Raw genomic sequence first — 22,427 nt, 5'->3', positions numbered from 1 at the left:
CCCGCAGCACACTCTGATCTGAGAAGGCCGGCCGGATGGCGTGATCGCTCGCCATCCGGCCTCCCTTCGTCATATGACCGCCTTGATCCCTGTGACGGCCCATCGTGGCTGAGGGCTTTGGGGATGTACCCCCTCCGGGGAGCGAAGAAATGGTCCGCCGTAGCCGGGGCCCTGGGAGGGATACACACCTCCGGGAACGTCACTCCAGCCGGGCCGCGGCCTCCAGTGGCTCGGACGAACGGAGGAAGCGCAGGTCCTTCATGACCAGGGCTGCATCGGTGGCGCCGCCGCGGCGGAGGGCCGGGGTCAGCGCGTCCAGGTCGGACCAGCGGGACGGGCGGAGGTGGACGCGGTAGCCGTCTCCGGCGGGCTCCAGGGTGAGGGCTTCGCCGATGGTGAGCCCGCTCTCCGGGAGGTGGGCCGCGGTCGCTCCGGCGGCTCGTTCCAGGGCGGTGACCGAGGTGACCCCGGCGGCGATGGGCAGGGTCGTGTCCGGGCCGGTGGCGTGTTCGTGCAGGTCACGCAGGCGGGCGGCGGCGGTCGTACGGGCGGGATGGTCCTTGGGCAGGCGGTCGGCCAGGAGCCTCGCAGCGCGGGCGATGTGACCCAGCGGCGGTACGGACGCACGCTCGCCGAGCAGGGCGATCAGCGCCTCCAGGGCGTCCTCGGCGCCGGAGGCGAGGATGGCCCACTGCGCGGTGGTGAGCGGGGTGAGCCTCGGGTGGCGTTCCGTCCAGTACGCGACCGCCCGGTTGAGGTCGGGGCCCTTACGCCAGAGCTCGGCGGGGTCGTCGGGCATGAGCAGCTCGACGACTTCGACGGCCTCGTCGGTGGTGGTGAGCGCCTCCAGGGAGAGCGCGGCGATGCGCAATGCATTCTCGGTGAGGTTGAGTTCGCGGGCGCGGGCGGTGTCGCCCTCACGGAAGGCGGCGACGCGGCCCCGTGCCCAGCCGTCCGGCCAGGAGAGCGTGCGGGCCGAGGTGGAGAGCAAGATCAGGCACTGGGCCGGTGACAGGCCGGTGGCCTTGGCGAACGCCCGTACGGTCGCCTCCCGGTCCACGGGCGGCGGGCCGTTCTCGGCGATCTGGTCGAGCGCCCGCCGGAGCCGGTCCGGGTCGCCCCAGCCACGGCAGGTCCGCAGCTCGACGGCGCGGTTGCGGGTGAACAGGAGCGGGTCGGGGCCGTCCGGGGTGTAGAGGAGCGCCGTGACCACGTACCCCCACCCCACCTTCTCGTAGTCGGCGACGGCGGCGGCCGCGATGGGGCCGTAGCCCGAGCGGATCCGCCCGAGTTCGTACTCCGGGCGCAGCCGGGCGACATGCCAGGTGCCGTCGGTACGGAGGAGTTCGGGGACGGCGGCCAGTTCCAGAAGTCGCGCGCGCCCGCCGCCGTTGCCCCACGCGGCCTCCAGGACGGCGGCGCCGAGGCGGCCCAGCGTGTTCTCGATCCCCTTGACGGTGGAGGCGGCGAATGTCGCGATCGTCTTGTCGTACGGCACATCGACGGCGGTACGGGTGAAGTGGACGATCCTCTCGTACGCGGACTCAGGCCCCGGATCGTCCGGCTCGGGGGGCTTCTCGGGCTGGACGGCGGGTGCCGCGGCGGCGGGCGCCGGGCGCAGGTGGGGTGGCGGGGTCAGCGCCAGGCGCTCCAGCAGGGCGAACGCGCGCTCGCGGCATTCGACGGCCGTCCACACCAGGAACGTGACGCCCTTCCAGAGCGACTCGTCGGTGATTTCCGGCAGGAGCGGGCGGAGCCGTCCCGCCAGTTCCTCGCGGGCGGCCTCCTTCTCCTGGTACCGACCCTCGGGGTCCAGCACTCGCATGAGGTCGGCGGCGAGCGCGGCGTCCGCGACGTCGATCAGGGCCTGCGCCTTCTTCTCGTCGACGGCGCGCAGCGCCCTGGATCCTTCGGGGTCGCGCGGCCGCATCGCCGACCACCGGCCGGGAGGCGCGACCAGGTGGGTCCCGGACGCGTAGCGGCGGTGCGCGACCGCGCTTATGTTCTCGGCGCCGTCGTGCTCGGGCACCCTGCCCCAGCCGCGGACGTAGCGGCCGATGGTCCGCCCGGCCGGATCCCGCAGCTCGATGATCCGCCCCTTGCCGCGCCACACGGTGGCCTCGGCGCCACCGGGGAAGGCGACCCGTTCGCCGTCGGCCGGTACGACGCGGCGGGCGGCGGGGTGCGCGCTGCCGTGCGGGCAGTGCGGGCCGCCGTGGTCAAGTACGGTCACCAGGCCGTTCACGGCGATCAGGCAGCGGTCGTAGAGGTCGCGCGCTTCGTTCCGTTCGTGGGACCGGCTGGAGATGTCCTCGTACGCGCCGAAGCCGTGGGACGGGCCGACTCCATCCGGTGTGACGACGGAGGCGCGGAACTTGTGCCCCCAGAGCCGGCCGGACTCGATCAGGAGCAGAGCGGTGCCGCTCTCCTCCAGGTAGTCGGTGATGGTGTTGACGTGGCCGGGGACGAAGGCGGGCAACTCCAGTTCGTCGAGGACGCCGCCGCTCAGCGTGGCGGCCAGGGCCCGGGCCGGGTCCGTCCCGGTCGCGATCGTCCGGACGCTGTCCAGGAGGGGGCCGGGGACTCCGGCGATGGTGAACCGTTCGGCGTCGCACAGTGCGGCGTGCGCGTCCGGAAGCCCTTGATCGGGGACCCGCTCGGCATGCTCGGCCAGGATGGCGGCGACGATCCGCGCCGTTCCCGGTGTCGCGGTCAGCGCCCGTACGGTCTCGGGGGCGGTCTGCTCCGGGACGGCCGGCTCGGTGACGTTGAGCTGGTTGGTCACGTTGCCCACGATCGCGTCGCGCAGCAGCGGAGCCCAGTCCGGGTCAGCGGCGACGGCGGCCAGGTCCGTGCCCGCTCCGGAGGCGAGCCGGTCGTACAGCTTGAACGTGTGCAGCAACCGGGGCCGCGCGAGCGGGACGCCGCGGTCCAGGAGGAGGTCGAGGAGCGGGAGGTCGGCGGCGGTCCCCTCCCAGCGGTTGACCTCGTCCTCGTCCACTCCCAGTACCGCCTCATGGCCGTCGCAGGTGAGGCCCTCCGCGCGCAGCCGCGTACCGGCGTCGTGCAGGAGGTCGCCGAGACCGGCGACGGGGAGCGCGAGCCCCGCGTACAGCTTCAGGAAGCGGCCGAGCCAGACCTTCGCCGCCGCCCCCGTCAGCCCGGGGGACGTGGTGAACGGGGCGGTCAGGCCCACGCCAGCGAGGTTGCCGAGCAGGAGCGACACTGCCGCGCTCTTCGCCTTGGGGGTGTCCTCGGCGGGCAGCGGCAGGACGCCGAAGAGCGCGCGGCCGATGCCCGCGTCCGCCCGTGCCATCGGGCCGAGCAACGGAAGGACGAACGTCCAGAAGGCCTGCGGTGCCGACTCCATGCAGCCGCTGTCCAGCAGGGCCCGTACGGCGCGTTCGTCCTCGGGCCCGCCGAGCGCGTGCCCGGCGGCCTTCGCCAGTGCCGCCCAGCCGTCGGCCAGGGCCAGCGCGCCGTCCGCACCGTCCGGGACTTCCTCGCACCACTCGGTGAGCAGGCTGCGGTGCCAGCGGTACGCGCCGGGGGCGGGATGGCGGGCGGCGAGCCGCTTGCCGTGCTTCTTGAGTGTGGCCGTTCCGGCGGCGTCCGGTCCCGCATCGAGGTGCGCCGCGACGAGCGCGGCCTCGTCGACCGGCAGTGCGTGCGCGCCCTCGGCGGCGCGGGCCTTCTCGAAGAAGGCGGCGGCGAAGCGGGCGCTGCCCGCGGCGGCCAGGATCCGCGCGCACTCCTCGTAGAACGGCGGCAGCAGCTCGGGCGCGTGCGTCTCCAGGTCGTCGCCGGTACGGGTGAGCGCGGTGCGTGCGAGGCCGGGCTTGCGGGCGGCCAGGCCGCGGGCGGCCCGCAGGTCGGTGTGCGCGGCCAGGATGCGGGCGCGGTGCGCCGGGTACCGGTGCAGGGCGGACGCGAGGAAGCCGAGCGGGCCCGCGTGCACCGTGCCGACGCCGGTCTCCGCCACCGGGTCCAGGTCGTACAGCGACTTCTCGGCCTTGTCGCCGTCGACGGCCGCGCGCCGGACGAGTTCGACGACCGGCTCGTCCAGGACGGAGTGTTCGTAGCGGATAGCGACGCACGTGTCCTCGTCGGAGCCGGCGGGCGGGCTCGGCAGCACCGCCCCGGCGCGCAGCAGCACGTCGCGGGTCGGGGCGGCGATGCCGGAGGGCACCACGGTGCCGGGCTCGCCTTGGTGGGCGTCGCAGTAGCGGGAGTACGCCTCGGCTGCCTCCACCATCGGCTCCGTCTCCTCCACGGTGCGGTCCGCGTACAGAGCCATGAGCATGCGGATGCCCTCGGACCAGGCGATGTCGCCGATCTCCCGGCCGCCCGCGGTGAAGCTCAGCTCGTCCATGTAGGCCGGGCTCATCGGCCCGCTCCAGTGCAGGTCGATCTCGATGCCGAGCGGCTCGGGCGCGTGCACGGTGAACCGCGCCTCGTCCCCCTTGATGCGCCCGCCCAGCTCGTGCACGCGGCGCTCGAACACGGCGCCGCTCTCGTACCAGGCATTCATGTATCCGAAGGTGTTGACCACGCCGAACGTACGATCCATGCTCGCGGGACGCGTCCACACCTCGCGGCGGACCTGCTCGACAACCTGCGTGAGGCCCCGTCCCCGCCAGATGGGCAGCTCGTCGCCGAGCAGCAGCGGGTGCGGGATCGCGAAGGCGTCCGCGCCCGTCCACGCGCCCTCGCGCAGGAGCGCACAGCGGGCGAGGTCGGGCGTGCCGTCGACGATCGGGGCGATGACCAGGTCAGTGAGCGTCTCGCGCCACACCGGGTCGTCCCACACGGCCGCGAACACCGCGGCCGGGACGGGCAGCGACCGTACCATCCAGGACTCGACCCGGTCGTGCACCGCCCGCGCGTGCTCGCCGAGCCGGTCGCAGAGGGCGGCGAGCCGTACCGCGATCGGATCCTTCCTGACGTTGGCGGGCACCTTGGCCAGCACGCGGCCCGCGGCCGTCCGGCAGGCGAGCACCGGCCGCCGCGTCCCCTCGACGGTGAGCTCGTGGCCCGTCGCAATCCCGATCCATCTCATGGCGCCATTCTTGATCATCCCTAGGACATTCCGCTGTTGATCTCCCGGAGCAGCAGCGGGGTCTCTCGGAAGGGAAGGGACCCTCTCCGAGGAGCGGAAGAACGGATACCTGGCGCGCGTTCGTGGACGCCGATCAGGGATTGACCGGGCGGAAAACATGATTCATAGTCACGTTATCCCGCTCGATCAGGAAGGATGGTGAGACAGAGCCGTGCGACTGTTACGTCATGTGGCTGCCCGCCTCGTCGGCAAGGTCCGAGTCAGCGGCAGATACATCTACTGGCCCTACCACCACGGTAAGTAAGTAAGCCCAGCCAGTTGGACACGGCACGCCCACCAGGGCCTCGCGGTCACTGGCTGATGGGCAATGCGGTCGACTACGACAAGGACCGCATCTCTTTTCTCCGCCGCCATCATCATGACTACGGCGACGTGTTCTCCTTCGACGACCGGGTCGTCTTCACCATCGACCCCCGGCTCACCCATCAGGTTCTGACGGCCACCAACCGCGACTACGTCACGGAGTTGGCACCGTTCGCCGGCTCGTCGGCGCTGCACGGCGCCGCCGAGATGATCAACCCGTGGATGGGGGCGCGCCGCGCGGTGCGCCCCGCTCTCGGCGATGACGCGGTGGCGGGCATGGACGGCCGGATCGTCGCGATCCTGGACGCCGTACTCGACGCGACGGCGGGCCGTACGGTCGACGTGCTGCCGGTGATGCTCGACTTCGCCGGGCAGGTCGTGGCCGATCTGTGCCTCGGCGAGGACGCCGCGGGCATCCCCGAGCTGCTCGCGGCCAACCACGCGGCGTTGCTCCCGTTCGAGAGCGCCGAGTTCCAGCTTCCCGCGTGGGTACCGTCGCCGCGCAACCGCCGGTTCTTCCGTGTCCACCGCCGCACGGTCGAGGCGTTGACCCGGTTGGTCTCCGCCAGACGCGCCGAGCCCGCCCGGCGACGGCATCGGGACCTGCTCGACGTCCTGCTCGGGGTCCCGCACGGCTCTCATCCGGCAACCACCGAGGACCCGACTACCACCGAGAACTCGGCAATGGGCGACAAGTCGGTGGTGACCACCCTGTGGAGCATCCTGGTCGGTGGGCACGGCGTGCCCGCTGCGGCGTTGACCTCCATAGTCCGTGAGCTCGCGATCCGCCCACGTCTGGCCGCCGCCCTCGCGGAGGAGGCAGGCGCGTCGGTGGGGGCCGGATGCCCGTGTGCTCGTCTTCCGCTGGCCGAGGCGGTGGTCAAAGAGACTCTTCGGCTGACTCCCCCTGCCTGGATGATGACCCGGGTCGCGCGCACCGCCGTCACGTTCGGCGAGTGGCGGTTGCGGCCGGGAGATGAGGTGCTGACCACCCCGTACCTGATCCATCGCGACCCTCGCTGGTGGTCTCACCCGGACGAGTTCGATCCGTCTCGATGGGACACCGCCCGCCCGGCGCCCGGGACCTACATACCGTTCGGCGCCGGGCCTCGCTACTGTCTCGGCTCGGCCGCGGCGATGCGTCAGCTCACCCTCGCCACGTCCCGTATCGCCCAGCGTTTTCACGTACACGCGCCGAACGCGGAGGCCGCGGAACCCGAGTTCTGCGGGCGCCTCGCACCGGCGGGCCTGCGCGCCGCGTTCCTCCCGGCCGACCTGCGCGCCGAATTCCGCCCGAACCGGCCTTAAGCCTTCCGACCGGCTTTGAGCTTTCCGACCGGCTTTGTACCTTGACGAGTCAGGTGTCTATGGGGCGCGCGAGGCCGCGTTCTTCGCGGCGGAGCGTTCGAAGGAGGACCCTGGCGGAGCCAGCTCGGGCGTGGCGGAGTCCGTCACGGCCGGTTGCTCTTCGGTCTGCCGCTCCGGCGAACCGGTGGTGTCCACGGCTGTCTGCTGTTCGACCTGCCGCGCCGGCGAGCTGGCGGTGTCCACGGTCGGCTCGCTTCTCGCGGAGCGCTCAAAGAAGCGCAGCAGCTCCACGGGTAGCGGCATGACCAGCGTGGAGGTCTTCTCGGCCGCCACCTCCACCACGGTCTGCAGCAGCCGCAGCTGAAGCGCGCCAGGCGCCTCGGTCATGATGGCCGCGGCGTCGGAGAGTTTCCGCGCGGCCTGGAACTCCCCGTCCGCGGTGATCACCCGGGCCCTGCGTTCCCGCTCGGCCTCGGCCTGGCGGGCGATGGATCGCTTCATGCCCTCGGGCAGATGGACATCCTTGATCTCCACGCGGTCGATGTGGATGCCCCAGCCGAGCGCCGGGCTGTCGATCATCAGCGCCAAGCCCTTGTTCAGCTGCTCGCGGTTGGACAGCAGGTCGTCCAGATCGCTCTTGCCGATGATCGAGCGCAGTGAGGTCTGCGCCACCTGCTCGATCGCGAACAGATAGTCCTGTACCGCGATGGCCGCCCGCAGCGGCTCCACGACGCGGAAATAGGCGACGGCGTCGACCTGAACGGAGACGTTGTCACGGGTGATGCCCTCCTGTGTGGGCACCGGCATCGTGACAATCTGTACGTTCACCTTCTTCATCCGATCCACGGCCGGAATGAGGAACGTGATTCCTGGCGGGCGGACCTCCCGCTGAGCCCTGCCGAGGCGGAAGACCACACCGCGCTCCACCTGGTTGACGACCCTGATGGCGCTGACGGCTACCCAGACCGTCAACAGGACGATCAGCCCGAGCACGATATTGATGATCATGGCGTGCCCCTTCCAGCTCAAGGCTAGATCCGGGGACGCACCTGTCAGGCAAGGAAGGCGTCAAGTCCTGGTCAACGGCACGAACAAAGCTCAGAGCCGGCTCGCCCGCGCGTCGTGGTGGAGCAGGTCGGCCAGGCGGCGGATGTCGGCACGGATCGCCCGCCTCAGCAGCCACCCCAGCACCGGCTCCAGCAGCCTCTCAGAGGCGGCGCGCGGGGCGACGCGTACGTGGAAGGCGAAGCGGCACCGGTCCTTGCCGAGTGACAGGACGCTCCTGCCCCCTTCGGCGTCGATCCCCGAGGTGGTGCGCCAGTCGAACGAGCGCCCTGGCTCGACCCCGGTGACCTCCCCTCCGTTGCGGTAGGTCCGGCCCGCGAACCGCATCACCTCCGCGGTGGTCGTGCCCACCCGGACGATCCCGCCGGGGCGCGGAGCCATCGTCTCGACGCCCTTGCGCCAGCGCGGGTCCTGCCCGTAGTCGGCGACGACCGCCCACACGGCCGCGGCCGGGCGGGAGATCTCGCCGTGCTCTCGCACTTCGATCACCCGGTGATGATACGGCGGCGGCGGAGCCCGAGGAGGGTGACGGCGCGCAGTCGTCGCTCTCCTCGGGCGTCACCTATGGCTCAGTTCGTCCGGCTCAGTTCGGCGGGATCATTCCGTTCTTGGAGACCGGTACGGCCAGCTGCACGGCGCCGGTCAGCATGGCGTTCTCGGCCGGCAGGTTCGCCAGCACCGGATTGAGGTGTTTCAGGGTCAGCGACACCGGCGTGATGGTCGAGGCGGTGATGTCGAACTTCTCCAGGTCGACCCACCGCACGATGTTCATCACGTCCGCCGGAATGTCGTCACCGGACTTCTGCACCGGCACGCAGAGCTGGCGGGCGGCGGTGACCCGGGCGTCCGAAGGCGGGATCTGGTTGGTCAGGACAGGGTTGAGCTGGGTGAGGACAAGGCCGACGTTCATGGCCGGGTTCGGGGTGTGGGCGTAGCACAGCAGGTCGATGTGGGAGATGAGCCGTACGACGTCCGGGGCGGGCACCACGCCGTTCTTGGAGACCGGGACGCACAGATGCTGGGGCACGTTCAGGACGACCCCGATGCCCGGTACGTTCTGCAGCACCGGGTTGAGGTGGCGCAGCGCCAGGTTCAGGTTGAGCGAGGGGCCGGTGACCCGGTAGCACGACAGGTCGACGAACCTGATGAAATCGAGGACGCCCGGCGGCGGGATCACGTTGTTCTTGGCCACCGGGACGCACAGTTGCTCGCGCTGTCCGAGCGTGACCTGGAGGTTCGGCTGATTGGCGAGTACGGGGTTGAGGTGCCGCAGCTTCAGGGTGGTGGCGGGCGGTTGGTACGGGGTGGTTTTGAAGCATTCCAGGTCGAGGTTCGTCACGAATGCATTCGGCGTCGGCAGGGCCAGGGCCTGCGCGGGCGGCGCGACGAGGAAGGCCACGACGAACAGGGCGAGGCCGGCGGCCAAGAGACGTCGTACGAGGTTTTTCGCGCGGCGTTGTGGTGCGACCGTTCCGTCCATAAATAGCGCTCCATTCCGGTAGACGGTGCCTCGACTGTGCGCCCGCGCGACCGGCCCAACAAGGCTCGTGACCGCTTTTTGCCATAATGGTGAAACGACCGGGGAAGATGAAAAGACCGGCCCATTTTCGGCCAGAAATATCCGGCCTATTCTTCGCGTATTCAATAGCACCCGCGAATCAGCTAAGCGGCCGACCGACCTTGCGGAGCACCACGCCGAGCAAGCGGTCCGTCGTCAGATATCCGGAGCGGCGGGAGTCGTACGAACGGTCCGCGTTGTCCCCCAGCACGACCAGGTGCCCGGCTGGCACGTGAGTACCCGGCGCGGTCCGCAGCGCGGGCACCGTGTCCCTCGGTATCGGGTCACCCGGGACGGCCGCGACGCGCTTGACGATCCAGCCCGTGCCCGCCTCGTCCGCTAGCGACCCTCCCACCGCGCCGGCGCGCGGCCCTCTCGCCGCTCCAGCGCGCGACCCTTTCACCACTCCCGCGAGCACAACGACCTGCCCGGTACGCAGTGAACGGGGTGATGTCCGCCGGACGACCAGGCGCTCGCCCGGCCGATACGTCGGCAGCATGCTCTCCCCATGAACGGTCACCACCACATACCGCCTGCGCAGCCACAGGATGATGACGAGCATCACCACGGCGACGCCGGCGAGCGCGCCGATCAACGCCCCACTCCCGTCGGATGAACCTCGTCCCTGGAAACCGGGCTGACCTCGTCCCGGTAACCGGTGGCCTGCCGGGTGAACAGCCGCGCGTACGTCCCCCCGTCCGCCAGCAGGGCCGCGTGCGTGCCCTCCTCGGTGACCACGCCGTCGGCCAGCACCACGATCAGGTCGGCGTCGCGGACCGCGCCGAGGCGATGGGAGATCACCACGCTGGTGCGCCCGGCCCGCAGGCTGGCGAGCTGGCTGTGCACCTCGTACTCGGCCTCGGGATCCAGCCCGGCGCTGGGCTCGTCGAGGATCATCAGATCGCGGTCGCGGCGCAGGAACGCCCGCGCCAGCGCCACCCGCTGCCACTGCCCGCCCGACAGCAGCACACCCGCCCCCTCCTCGCCTTCCTCCTCCGGGGTGAATTGGCGGCTCAGGAGCGTGCCATAGCCGTGCGGCAGCGCCGCGACGGTGTCGTGGACGCCGGCGTCGCATGCCGCGCGTTCGACGCGCGTCCGGTCCTCGGTGGCGGCCGGGTCGCCCAGCGCGATGTTGTCGGTCGCCGTCATCTCGTAGGCCACGAAGTCCTGGAAGACCGCGCCGATCCGGGCGCGCAGCGCCTCCGGCGCCACGTCGCGGAGGTCCACGCCGTCCCACAGGATCGCGCCGCGCATCGGGTCGTAGAAGCGGCACAGCAACTTCACCAGCGTGCTCTTGCCACCGCCGTTGCGGCCGACCAGCGCGACCGTCCGGCCGTGCGGGATGAACAGGTTGACGCCGCGCAGCACCCACGGATGGTCATCGCTGTACCTGAACCAGACGTCCCGCAGTTCGATGCCCCGGCGCAGCGGCGCGAGCGGCCTGGGCTCGCCCGGCGCCGGCAGGTCGGGGCCCGCGGTCACGATCGTGACGTGATGGTGGAACGTCAACAGCTGTTCGTAGGCCATCACGCCGGCCGACACCATGACGTTCAGCGCGGCCTGCACACCGGCGACGGCCGCCACGAACATCGACACGTCGCCCACGCTGAGCTGCCCACGGCCCGCCGCGAGGATCGTCCAGACGAGTCCCACGCCGGCCACGGCCGCCGACGTGCCCGACAGGCTCGCCTGTACGAGGAACTCCCGCCGATCCATCCGCCGGCGAGCCACGTTGGCGGTCCGCAGCTCGGCCAGCATGCGCAGGCGCAGGAACGCGCCGAGGTCGAACAGGCGGATCTCCTTTGCGGCGTCCGCGGTCGACATCAGGTGCGCGTAGAACAGCTCCCGCCGCTCGGCCGGCCCGATCCGCCACATCATCGCGACCCGCTGCCGCGACAGCCGCAGCTCGATCAGCAGCGCTGGTACGGCCGACAGCAGGACCAGGACGGTGAACGCGGGACTGATCAACGCCAGGGAGCCGACGAACCCGACCACGGTCACCGTGCTGCGCGCGGCGGAGCACGCGGTGTCCACCAGCCTGCCCGGGTTGCTCGCGCTCTGCTGGGCCAGGCGCAGCCGGTCGAGGAAGGCGGGGCTCTCGAACGGGGCCAGTCCCGTGAAGCGGGTCACCGCCGCGAACAGCTCGTCCTTGGCGCGCTGTGCCGCCCGGCGGTCCACCTCGGCTCGCAGATAGTGCGCGGCGTGCGTCGCCGCCACGGCGGCCGTCGTCACGACGGCGATCGTCACCGCCAGGCCGAGCAGCACAGTGGTCCGGCGGTCCGCCAGGCCGTCCAGCACGGCCTTCGTCAGCCAGGCCAGGGCGATCGGGGCGACCGCGCCCACGAGCGTGACCGCCAGATATCCGAGGACATGGGCCGGCGCCGAGCGCCACACCATCCCGGCGGCCCGCAGCCCGCATCCCGCCAGGACCCGGGGCGCCGGCGCCGTCCCCGGCCGGCGACTGCTCACGCCGGCTGCTCTTCGGCCTGCCGCTCCGACGAACCGACGGTGTCCACGGCCGAGGAACCGACGGTATCCACGGCCGGCGAAACGGCGGTGGACACGGTCGGCGAAACGGCCGGCAGCCGAGAGATCCGGGGTGCCCTGGCAAGCAGCTTGCCGCCCTCGGCCACCTGGAAGAAGGTCGGGAACGACTGGACCCGGAACGCGTTGGCGACCCCCGAAGGCGCCTCCTCCACGACCACCTGGGCGACGGGCGACAGCTTGGTGACCAAGGACGCGGGATCACCCGAGCGTCCGTCGACCACCGCGAGCACCCGCGACCGGTCCTGCCCCGCCGCCCAGGAGACCACCTCGGGAAGCTGCTCGTGGCAGCCTTGGCAGTCCGGCGACATGAACGCGACGACCGTCCCCTCGGGCAACAGGTTGCGCGTGACGCGGGTGCCGTCCACGGTCGTCGCGTCGAAGTCACCGACGACCTCTCCGACGGACAGACCGTCGCCCGCTCCGGCCAGGACGCCCGTGCCGACGGCTTCGTACAGCGCGTCGATCAGCTTCGTCTGCTCCCGGAGCCGCCGGATGACGCCGAGGGTCAGCAGCAGGTCCAGCAGACACAGGGCGCCGACGAGGACCACGATGGCGATCAGGTAAGGCACTAGACATCTCCGTGTCGAAAGCTCATGAGGGTGTGCCCGGCCGCGGCCGACCACCGCCGGGCACCGGTCATCGCGGCGTACTCGTCACCGTGAAGGCCCGCGCGCTACCTGAGCGGGCTCGGGAACGAGTGGTTACGAGCAGAAGACGACGCTCTTGCAACCGCCGCACGACACGTGACCGTTCGGGTAGTAGCAGCAGTACTTCGCGGTGAATGCGGGGAACTTGCAGCACTCATAGGCGCAGTCGGCAGCCCGGGCCACGGTGTGGGGCGCGACCAGCTCAAGGAGCCGGTCGGCCATTCTGGTCACGACGCGCATCGAACCTCCATATCGGCGGCGGTCCCGGCGGGCCATCGCCCGGCCGGCACGGCGGAGCACGGCCGGCCCACGCCGACCGTCCCGCCGCGCCTCGCAGCCTGCACCCGGGCTCTGAGCGATTTCTCAACGAATTCTTAACGGCCCACCGAGAACGGGCTCACCCCTCCTGGTCGTGGGCCGCGATGCGGGCGCGTACCTTGTCGGCCTGCGCGTCGCCGAGGGCGTCGTAGCATTCCGCCGCCCGCTTCCAGGCGTCGAGCGCGGCGGCGGTGTCGTCGGCCCGCAGGTGCGTCTCGCCCAGCCGGACCAGCGTCTCGGCGGCCGGGTGGAGGTCGTCGCAGCCGCGCAGCAACTCCACCGCCCGCTCGTAGGACGCCACGGCCTGCGCGAAGTCGCCCTTGGCCGCCAGTACGACGGCGATGCTGTCCCAGGTGTGGCCCTCGCCCTGGGCGTACCCGAACTCGGCCAGGATGCGCTGGGCCCGGCGGCAGTCGGCCAGCGCCTGGTCGTACTCGCCGACCTGGGCCCGCAACCAGCCCGCGTTGTTCAACGCCCGCGCCTCGCCGATGGCATCGCCGGCCTGCCGGAACAGCTCCCGCGCGCGCAGCGTGTGGCCCAGTTGTCCGGCGGGTCGCACCCGGTTCAGCGAGACCGTCAGGCCCAGGTGGAGGTGCGCCTCCAGGACCGGCTCGTCGAGGTCGCGATGCAGCTCGATCGCCTGTTGGAAGTGCTCGATGGCCGCCAGGTCGCGGCCGAGCCTGACGTGGGCGCGCGCGACGCAGTTGTGGCACCGGGCCTGGGCCAGCCGGTCGCCGAGCCGCTCGGCCGCGTCCAACGCCACCGCCTGAACGCCCAGCACCTGCTCCCATGGGCCGCGGCGCTGCATGAACTCCGAGAACGCCCACGCCAGCTGCCATACGTGCCGGTCCAGCCCGGCCTCGGTCGCCTCCGTCAGCAACGCGGGCAGTGCCACGGACTCGTCGGCGTACCAGCGCAGGGCCTCCGCCTGATCGGCGAACCGCTCCGTCACGACACCGCGCGCCCGTGGTTCCAGCTGGAGTTTCTCGCGGTGCGGGTAGCAGACCTCGCTGGCCGCGCACGCCGAATGCAGGTAGTGGTCCAGCAGCCGCCTCGTCGTCCCCCGCCGTACCGTCCGGCTGTCGGCGGCCCGCTCCTGCTCCGACGCGTACACGCGCAGCAGGTCGTGCAGGTGCAGGCGGCCGGGCGCGCCGAGGTCGACCAGGTTGGCGCGGTCGAGCCGCGCGGCCAGCTCCCGGGTGCGGTCCACCGGCAGGGCGGCCAGGCTCGCCGCCGCGGCGAGCGACACGTGCGGCCCGGGGTGGCGACCGAGGCGCCGGAACAGCCGGATCGCGGGCTCGGGCAGGTCCCGGTACGAGCGCCCGAACACTCCGCGCAGGTCGATCGCCGGGTCGCTGTGGGCGAACGGCTCCAGGTCGGCGCCGGGCCGCGCGAGGTCCGCGGCGACCTCGGCCAGCGGCAGGTCGGTGTGCCGCGCCAGCTGCGCCGCGACGATCGCCAGGGCCAGCGGCAGCCGGCCGCACCGGCGAATGATCAGCGCGGTGGCCTCGGGCTCCGCCGCCAGCCTGGGCTCGCCCAGCCGCGCCGCCAGCAGGCGGTAGGCGTCGTCGTCCGGCAGGACGTCCAGGCGTACCAGGGAGGCGCCCGAGGTGACCGCCAGGCCGGTCAGCTCGGCCCGGCTGGTGATCAGCGTCAGGCACCCCGGCGCGCCGGCCAGCAGCGGGCGTACCTGCTCGGCGCCGCGGGCGTCGTCGAGCACGACGAGGACCCGCCGGGAGGCCAGCAGGCTGCGGTAAAGCCCGATCCGGGCCTCGACGTCCGACGGGATCTGGGCTTCCGGGATCGCGAGCGCGCCGAGGAAGCGGGGCAGCACCACGGCCGCGTCGGCCGGGTCGACCGTGCTGAGGTCGGCGTACAGCTGCCCGTCCGGGAAGCGGTCGCGATTGAGGTGCGCCCAGCGCAGCGCGAGCGACGACTTGCCCACTCCGGGCGGTCCCGAGATCGCGCAGACCGCCGCGCTCGCCGGCCGGTCGCCGGTCGCTGCCTCGGCCAGCCGGTCCAGCTCCGCCGCCCGCCCGACGAAGCCCCTCAGGTCGACCGGCAGCTGGGCCGGGACCACGTGCGTGGTCTCGGCCACGTCGCCGGAGCGCAGCAGCATCCGGTGGACGCGCCGTAATGCCGTACCCGGCTCGACGCCCAGCTCGTCGGCGAGCGTCCGGCGTACCCGGGCGAAGTGCGCCAGCGCCTCGGCGGTCCGCCCCCACGTGTGCAGCGCCTCGATCAGCGCGGCCGCCAGGAGTTCGTCCAGCGGGTGTTCGTCGGCCAGCGGCGTCAGCGCCGCCACGGCGGCCGCGGCGTCGCGGCCGGTCACCGTACGCGCCCACCGCAGCATGGTCGCCTTGCGCTCGTCGCGCAGCCGGTGACGGGCGCGCTCGGCCCATTCACCGGGCAGCCCGGTCAGCGGGTCGCCGCGCCACAGCGCAAGAGCCTCGCCCAGCAGCGGCGCCGGGTCCGGCTCGGCCATCGCCTGATAGGCGAGGCTCCGGCAGCGCGACACGTCCACCGCGGACTCGTCCACGTCGAGCAGGTAGCCGCCGGTCCGCTGGACGACGGCGCCGTCACCGGCCAGTACGTCGCGGCGGATGCGAGTGATGATGGTGTACAGGGTGCGCCGCGCGCCGGGCGGAACCTGCTCGCCCCAGACCCGGGCGAGGAGCGTCTCGACGGACACGACCCGGCCGACCTCCCACGCGAGCGCGGCCAAGGCGAGCGCGACCTGCGGCGGCCGTACGGGGTTGGTCTGGCCCGAACGCTCCACCTCGACGGGTCCGAGCAACCGAATCAGCACGACGGTCTACTTCCTGCTCGTGGATCTTCGAGCGTAACGAGGCCCCTCTTGCTGGATCCGCTCGCCCGTGGCTACCTTGTGATCATGCAGTACGTCGACGTGGCGAGCAGACTGCTGCTGCTCACGATGTTCACGCTCGCGCTGGTGGGCAAGGTCTCCAGCCGCCGGGCCTGGGACGAGTTCGTCGTGTCGGTCGGCGCGATGGGGCTGGTCGGCGGCGTGAAGGTCCCGGCGGCGGTCGCCACGGTGGTGGCGGAGGGCGGGGTCATCGTGCTGGCCGCGGTTCCCCTTCGCTGGGCCGGATCGGCGTCGTTCGTCCTCGCGGCCGGGCTGCTCGGGTGTCTGGCCGTCGCCGTCGCGCTGGTCGTCCGGAGGGGCAACAAGGTGGCCTGCCGCTGCTTCGGCCCCACCCAGACGCCGTTGGGCGTAGAACACGTGGTGCGCAACGTCGTGCTCGTCGTGATCGCCCTGCTCGGGCTGGCGGGGTCGCTGGTGAGCGGTTCCTTCGACCCGGCGCTCAGCGTGGTGGTCGGCGTCTTCGGCGCTGTTCTGGGGCTGCTGTTCGCCCGATGGGACGATCTCGTCTCGTTGCTGGCGCCGTCGTGATCAGTGCGGGTGATTGATCGCCGGGGTCCGTCGCTACTCTGAGCGAGATGGACATCCAGCAGCTCCGTTACTTCGTGGCCGTGGCCGGGGAGCTCCACTTCGGGCGCGCCGCCGAACGGCTGCACGTGACGTCGTCCCCGCTCAGCCGCCGCATCCGGGAGCTGGAGAAGGAGCTCGGCAAGGATCTGTTCGACCGGGGCTACCACCAGGTCGAGCTGACCGCCTTCGGGCGGGCGTTCCTGGAGCCGGCCCGCGACGTGCTGGCCCGCTTCGACGCGCTGGCGGACCTCGCGGCCGGGCCCGCCGTCGTCGCCCCGGCCGTGCGGGTGGGGGCCACGCCGCTCGCCCCCACCCAGGTCCTGGATCTGGTGCTGGAGACGTTCGCGCGGGTGAGTCCCGGGATCGAGCTGCCGGTGAGCCTGGAGCCGTCGGCGGGGCTGCTCGCCCTGCTGGCGGCGCACCGGCTGGACATCGCTGTCGTCCACCTGCCTGTGGACGCCCCCGGCCTCGACAGCCTGGCCCTCGCCGAATACAGCTTCGCCATCGCCATGCGGGCCGACGACCCGCTGGCCGGCCGGGCCCGGCTCACGCTCCGCGACCTGGCCGACCGGCAGATGCTGCTCACCTCGTTCAAGGTGCACCCGCTGGTGATGAAGGGGTTGCGCGACCATCTGCGCGAGGGCGGGGTCACCCGGATCCGGGAGATGCCGCACAGTGACGTCGTACAGATCGCCGCGCACATCACCCACTCGCGCGCTCTGTCCCTGATAACGCCCAACACGATCGCGGGCCGCGTCCTGACCGAGTCCGGGCTCGTCCTCGTGCCGCTGGACGACCCGGACCTGCACTTCCGGCTCGGCGTGGTCTGGCCCGCGGGCGCGACGGATCGCGGCGGCCCGCTCGCGAGCGTCATCACCGCCCTGCGCGAACGCGCCGCCGACCCGCTCACCATCCTCTGACCGGACCTCGGCCGGGCCGGTGCCCGGTCAGAGCGGCAGCGGGATGCGATCGACGAACCAGTACAGGCTGACCGCCACGATGGGGACCGACAGCGCGACCACCCCCCAGCGGGCGGCGGGCGTGCGGCGCAGCAGCACCAGCAGCGGAAAGAGCACCGCGATGATCGCGAGCTGCGCGGCCTCGATGCCGAGGTTGAAGCTCAGCAGCGACAGGAGCAACTCCCACGATCCGCTCTGGTCGATGTCCAGCGCGCCCGCGAAGCCGAGCCCGTGCACCAGCCCGAAGGCGAACACGATGGGCAGCCGCCATCTGCCCAGCCGGTCCTCGCCCCGGCCCAGGAGGTTGGCGAGGGCCACGACGATGATCGAGCCCGCGATGATCGGCTCGACGATCTGGCCGGGAACGTCCACGACCCCCATCGCCGCCAGCAGGAACGTGATGCTGTGGGCGGCGGTGAAGGCGGAGGCCGTGATGACGACGTCCCGCAGGCGGCGCGCGCCGATGAGCAGCGCGAGCAGGAAGAGGACGTGGTCCAGGCCGAACAGCAGGTGCTCGGCGCCGAGCAGGAAGAACTCGCCGATCTGGTTCGGCGCCGGATGCTCGCCGACCCGCAGCGTCGGGTTCTGCGCGGCCAGGACGGCCGAGCCCTTCTCGCCGTCGACGTCGTAGCGGACGATGGTCTTCGTACTGTGGACGAAGCTCTCGGCGTCGGGGAACAGCGCGCTGGAGATCGCGTGCGCTCCCCCGCCGTCGCCCTGGCAGGCGTAGGCGTAGGTCAGCACGGCGAAGGCCACTTTGTCGCGCAGGCGTATGTCCGCCGCGCCCACCTGCGTGGGCGCGCATGGTTTGTCGTCGTACGCCACGTCGAAGCGGCGCGTGACGTACGTGGTCACGGCGTCGCGGTTGATCGTGAGCTGGCGGAGCTGCTCGGCCCGTTCCTTCGCCTCGTACGCCTCCGCGTAGAGCCAGGCCGACTTCATGAGCAGGTCGTACTCGAGGTCGAGCACGACTTTGACGTTCGTCCCCGTGCCGGTCACCTCGGCCTGGGCGGTCGTCGTGACGTCGTGCGCCGCCGCCGGGGCGGGACGCGCCAGGCCGGCCAGCACGCCACCGAGGACGACGGCGAGGACGAGCGTGGCCAACCGCCGCATATGGGGCATGTCTCGTGTCTCCAAGAGGGGGATGCCGCCCCGGACCAGGTCCGGGGCGGCGGCTGGATCAGCGGTTGAACCAGTGGTACAGGGGCGAGTCAGGTCCCCACTTGCCCGGACGGCCGTCCTTGTCCTTCGTGACGAAGACGCTCGGCTCGGAGGCGGTCACACCGCCGCCTGCCGAACGTGCCGTTACGAACCAGGCGTAGGCCGTGTCGTCCTTGAGCCGGTCCCAGGTGACCGAGGCCACCTCGCCCGACGTCACCGTGCTCTTGCCGATGATCCGACTGGGCTTGTAGAGCGCCAGGGAGTCGGTCTGGAAGCTCGTCGTACGGGAGGTGAGATCGACTGGCAGCACCATGTTGTCCTCCTTGCCGTTGTAGCGGCGCAGCGGATCGAACTCGGTGGCGCCGAAGTCGTTGAGCAGCGGCGAGTAGGTGTCCACGCTCAGCTCCGCCCGCTTGACGTTGAACGACAGCAGCCGGAAGAAGCTCGCGCCGAACTGGAGCTGGTCGTCCGGCTTGTACCCGCCGATCTCGGTGAGCCCGAGACGGTCGGCCGAGACCGTGTAGAACTGGTAGTCCGCCAGCAGCTCGACGACGCCGTTGCCGACCTGGCCCACCTTCGGCTTCACGTTGGTGCCCACGCCGTGCTCGTGACCGGCGAGGATCAGGAAGACGTTCGGGTTCTTCTCGACCACGGTCTTGTACAGCATCGAGCCGTCGGGCGCGGAGAATCCGGCGCCGCGCCCGTCGGGGTTGGTGCTCGGCACGAGGTAGTCGTGGGAGAGCAGGATGCCGTTGCGGCCCGGGAACTTCTTGAAGATGGAGTCGGCCCATTCGGCCTCGTCCCTCGTCACGCCGTACGACAGGCCGACCACGACGAAGTCCAGCCCACCGGCGGAGAACAGGTCGTAGTGGTTCTGGTTGTCGCCCTCCTTCCACGGCCCGCCGTACTTGGCGTGCTGCCAGCCCTGGGAGGCGTCCTGGTACCGGTTGGGGCCGTAGTACTTGTTGTAGATGGCCTCCGGTCCCTCCTCGGTGCCGGACTGGTTGTCGTGGTTGCCGGCGATCACGCCGTTGGGGATGTTCGCCTCGTCCAGCACGCGCTGCTGCTTCGACGACACCTCGAACTCGCCCACGACCTGCTTCTGCGTGGCCTCGTCGGCGGGCTTGCGGATGTTGTTCTCGATGATGTCGCCGGTGTGCGCGACGTACGAGATCTTGCGCTGGTCCTTGTTCGCCTTGATCCAGTCGACGATGCCGGAGTAGGCGCGCTCCCACACCGCGCGCTCCTCGGGCGTCTCCTGTTCGACCGCGCCCTCGGAGATGTACTGGGTGTCGGTGAAGTGGACCATCGAGAAGTCGTAGGTGGCGGGGTCGGCGAAGCCGTTGGGGTCGCCGGGCTCGATGTCGTCGGCGAACGGGTCCTCACCGGTCACCATGACGTGGACCTGCCGCTTGTCGATGTACTTGGTGTCGACCACGGCCGTGAGTGCGGTCTTGCCCGTGGCGGCGCCGCGGGCGCTCGTCAGCAGGTCCCACGCCTTGTCCTTGGTGTTCCACACCCGCAGCGCGACCAGGCGCTCGGGGTCGATGACGCCCTCCCACCGCAGGACCGGCGAGTCCACGTGCCCCTCGACCTGGACGTCGAACCGCTGATACGTGACGTCCTGGCCGGTGGGCGCGTCCAGTGTCTTGCCGTCGGCCGGGTCGAGCCCGTCCGTCCTGACGCGCTTCTCACCCGGAACCTGCAGGGTCGTGGGAAGGGTCTGGGTCGTGCCCTGGTACGCCTGGTCCGGCGCCAGGATCTTGGCCTCCGAGAACGTAGCCGTCAACCGGCCGCCATCGGGCTCGGCGACCTTCGCCGAGAGCTTGACCGGATCCGACACGTCGACACTTCCCAGCGCCGGGGTCAGCTCGGCGGGGACGTCCGGGATGCCCGCGGACTCGAAGACGACCTCGCGGACCGCGGTGTTGCCGAGGCCGTCGGCGCCGGTCACGGCCAGCGTGTGCTTGCCGGCTCGAAGACCGGGCCCCACCTTGGCGCCCAGTTCGATCGGCCGGCCGTCGAGCTTGACGTCCGGCCCGGACACGACGGCCGAGGCGTCCTCGAGCTTGACGTCCAGGATCACCGAGGCGGTGATCTTCTCGTTCGCGGCCGGGACGCTCTTGGCGACCTTCGGCGCCGAGTTGTCCGTGACCAGCAGGCGCGTGGCGGCCTTGCCCGCGGCCGAGGTGGCCTCCAGCGTGTGCTTGCCGTCCTTGATGGCCTTGGTGTCGAGGTCGGCGCGCAGGCCGCGGGCCTGGGCGTCCACGAGGAACTCCAGGTCGATCTCGGTCAGCGGGTTCACGTTGTCGCCGCAGTTGCCGTCGCCCATGCCGTACGAGGTCTTGACCATCTGGCCGGTCGCCGTGCCGCCCACCGGGGTGAGGGCGATGTTCGAGATCGCGAAGTCGTCGCGGTTGCTGCCGCACGAGGTCGGGAAGGTGCCGGCCACGAAGTCGATGGTGTTCCAGCCGGGCACCAGGAACTCGTTCGGGATCGTGAAATCGACGCGGCGGCTGACGAAGTCGCCGTCGAGCACGACCTTCTGACCGTTGACGAGCAGGTAGTTCTGGTAGCGCGCCTCGATCGAGTTGGTGCCCACGTTGAAGCTGAGCGTCGCGTCGCCCGAGCCGAGCGTCTCGATGACGTGCACCGCCGGGGCGTCGATCGTGTAGCACAGCTCGGCCTCGCGCAGGGCGCTCTGGTTGCTGCCGCAGGTGCCGTCACCCATCTCGTACGACGACTTGATGTCCTGGCCCTTCACGGTGGCGCCGTCCAGGGCGAGGTCCAGGTTGGTGATCGTGAAGTCGTCGCGGCCGTTGCCGCAGGTCTCCTTGTAGTCCCCGGTGACGAGCTTGATCGTGTTGTCGCCCGGGACCAGGAACCTGGCCGGGACCGCGACGGTCACCCGCTGGTTCACCCAGGAGCCGCCCAGGTCGACGCGCTTGCCGTTGACGAGCAGGAAGTTGTCGTACTTGTCGTCGATCGAGTCCGCGCCCACGTCGAAACTGAGCTTCGCGGCGCCGTTGCCGAGCGTGGCCTTCGTGACGGGCTCGGCGCCGTCGACGGTGAGCGACTTGACGCCGCCCTCGCCGGTGGCCGGGACGTTCGCGAAGACCGGCTTGGTGCCCGCCACGAGCGTGCCGTCCGTGGGCATCAGCCGCGGCGCGCCGGCCGGGGCGTTGTTCACGGTCACCGTGTTCTTGACGCTCGCCCCGGCCGCGGTCGTGGCGGTGATGGCGTGCTCGCCGTTGGCCAGCGTCGTCGTGTCCACCTCCGCCGCGAGACCGGTGGTGCCCTGCGGGTCGGCCTGGACGAAGAACTTGAGCGTGGCCCGCTTCAGCAGCGAGGTGTTCGTGCCGCAGCTGCCGTCGCCGAAGGACAGGGTGTACGGGTTGTCCTCGCCGTCCGCGACCTCGCCGAGCAGTTCGAGGCCCACGTCGGACAGCACGAAGTCGTCGTAGTTGGTGCCGCAGGAGGACTGGACGGTGCCGACGACGATCTCAACGGTGTTCTCGCCCTTGACGAGCTGCTCGTTGGGGATGTCGATGGTGGCTCGTTCGTTCACGTAGTCGCCGATGTCGCTGCGGTGCGCGCCGTTGACGAGGATGTAGCTGTGGTACTGCGCCTCCGTGGAGTTGGAGCCCACGTCGAAGCGGAGTTTGGAGACGCCCACGGTCTTGGTGGCGTTGACGGCGGCGCCGTCGATGGCGAGTTTCGTGACGCTGTCTCCGGCCGCGACCGGGGTCGCGGCGACCTTCACCTTGCCCTCGAGGTAGGACCCGCTGATGGGAGTGAGCGTCGGAGGGCTCTGGGAAGTGGTCGGCGTCGGGGTGGGCCGTCCTCGGTCCGTTTCCGCCGGGCCCGGGTCGGCGTACGCCGCTGTCACGAGGCTGCTCACGAGTAGCGCCACGGCCGTGCCGACGGCGGCCAGGCGCCCCCGGCTCCGTACGCCGTCGAATAAATGTCTTGCTGCTGGCCGCATCAG

The 22,427-nt window shown here is 71.2% G+C and carries 14 protein-coding genes; 3 read left to right on the top strand and 11 right to left on the bottom strand.

Going from position 1 to position 22,427, the window contains the following annotated elements; all coding sequences use genetic code 11:
• Positions 1 to 199: 199 nt before the first annotated feature.
• Positions 200 to 5,059 (bottom strand): DUF4132 domain-containing protein, encoded by a 4,860-nt coding sequence (locus AB0C30_RS34745; protein ID WP_357952374.1) that lies wholly within the window; start codon positions 5,057 to 5,059, stop codon positions 200 to 202.
• A 318-nt stretch (positions 5,060 to 5,377) separates the two neighbouring features.
• Between AB0C30_RS34745 and AB0C30_RS34740 the strand changes: the two genes are divergently transcribed.
• Entirely contained in the window at positions 5,378 to 6,730 is a 1,353-nt protein-coding gene (locus AB0C30_RS34740) for a cytochrome P450 (RefSeq protein WP_357952373.1), read from the top strand.
• Between the two features lie 57 nt (positions 6,731 to 6,787).
• Here the strand turns inward: AB0C30_RS34740 and AB0C30_RS34735 are convergent, their stop codons facing one another.
• The 8 genes from AB0C30_RS34735 to AB0C30_RS34700 form a co-directional block, all read right to left on the bottom strand.
• Positions 6,788 to 7,738: an SPFH domain-containing protein gene (locus AB0C30_RS34735; RefSeq protein WP_357952372.1), complete on the bottom strand. Its 951-nt coding sequence runs from the start codon at positions 7,736 to 7,738 to the stop codon at positions 6,788 to 6,790.
• Positions 7,739 to 7,828: 90 nt separating this feature from the next.
• Positions 7,829 to 8,284 carry an SRPBCC family protein gene (locus AB0C30_RS34730; protein ID WP_357952371.1) on the bottom strand — a complete coding sequence of 152 codons (456 nt, stop codon included), beginning with the start codon at positions 8,282 to 8,284 and terminating at the stop codon, positions 7,829 to 7,831.
• A gap of 94 nt (positions 8,285 to 8,378) precedes the next feature.
• The gene (locus AB0C30_RS34725) at positions 8,379 to 9,275 is read right to left on the bottom strand and encodes a hypothetical protein (protein WP_357952370.1); all 897 of its coding nucleotides are present in this window, start codon (positions 9,273 to 9,275) and stop codon (positions 8,379 to 8,381) included.
• Positions 9,276 to 9,453: 178 nt separating this feature from the next.
• Positions 9,454 to 9,948, bottom strand: a complete 495-nt coding sequence (locus tag AB0C30_RS34720; RefSeq protein WP_357952369.1) for a S26 family signal peptidase — start codon at positions 9,946 to 9,948, stop codon at positions 9,454 to 9,456.
• On the bottom strand, positions 9,945 to 11,822 hold the full coding sequence (locus tag AB0C30_RS34715) for an ABC transporter ATP-binding protein (protein WP_357952368.1): 1,878 nt from the start codon (positions 11,820 to 11,822) through the stop codon (positions 9,945 to 9,947). The genes AB0C30_RS34720 and AB0C30_RS34715 overlap by 4 nt, the downstream gene beginning before the upstream one ends.
• A complete protein-coding gene (locus AB0C30_RS34710; RefSeq protein ID WP_357952367.1) occupies positions 11,819 to 12,469 on the bottom strand; it encodes a hypothetical protein in 651 nt (216 codons plus the stop codon). The genes AB0C30_RS34715 and AB0C30_RS34710 overlap by 4 nt, the downstream gene beginning before the upstream one ends.
• A 132-nt stretch (positions 12,470 to 12,601) precedes the next feature.
• Positions 12,602 to 12,787, bottom strand: coding sequence for a hypothetical protein (locus AB0C30_RS34705; protein WP_357952366.1), 186 nt, complete (start codon positions 12,785 to 12,787; stop codon positions 12,602 to 12,604).
• 157 nt (positions 12,788 to 12,944) lie between these two features.
• Positions 12,945 to 15,674 carry a BTAD domain-containing putative transcriptional regulator gene (locus AB0C30_RS34700; RefSeq protein ID WP_357952365.1) on the bottom strand — a complete coding sequence of 910 codons (2,730 nt, stop codon included), beginning with the start codon at positions 15,672 to 15,674 and terminating at the stop codon, positions 12,945 to 12,947.
• Positions 15,675 to 15,758: 84 nt separating this feature from the next.
• Here AB0C30_RS34700 and AB0C30_RS34695 point away from each other — a divergent pair, with 84 nt between their 5' ends.
• On the top strand, positions 15,759 to 16,280 hold the full coding sequence (locus tag AB0C30_RS34695; protein WP_357952364.1) for a MauE/DoxX family redox-associated membrane protein: 522 nt from the start codon (positions 15,759 to 15,761) through the stop codon (positions 16,278 to 16,280).
• 47 nt (positions 16,281 to 16,327) lie between these two features.
• Complete coding sequence (locus tag AB0C30_RS34690) at positions 16,328 to 17,239, top strand: LysR family transcriptional regulator (protein WP_357952363.1); 912 nt, start codon at positions 16,328 to 16,330, stop codon at positions 17,237 to 17,239.
• A gap of 27 nt (positions 17,240 to 17,266) precedes the next feature.
• Here AB0C30_RS34690 and AB0C30_RS34685 read toward each other — a convergent pair whose 3' ends face one another.
• Together AB0C30_RS34685 and AB0C30_RS34680 are read right to left on the bottom strand one after the other, a co-directional pair.
• Entirely contained in the window at positions 17,267 to 18,400 is a 1,134-nt protein-coding gene (locus tag AB0C30_RS34685) for a HupE/UreJ family protein (protein ID WP_357952362.1), read from the bottom strand.
• 58 nt (positions 18,401 to 18,458) lie between these two features.
• Positions 18,459 to 22,340, bottom strand: coding sequence for a metallophosphoesterase (locus AB0C30_RS34680; RefSeq protein WP_357952361.1), 3,882 nt, complete (start codon positions 22,338 to 22,340; stop codon positions 18,459 to 18,461).
• Positions 22,341 to 22,427: the final 87 nt, after the last annotated feature.

The sequence above is a fragment of the Nonomuraea sp. NPDC048901 genome (assembly GCF_040649695.1).
GTDB lineage: Bacteria > Actinomycetota > Actinomycetes > Streptosporangiales > Streptosporangiaceae > Nonomuraea.
This window is presented reverse-complemented; position numbering and strand designations above follow the sequence as displayed.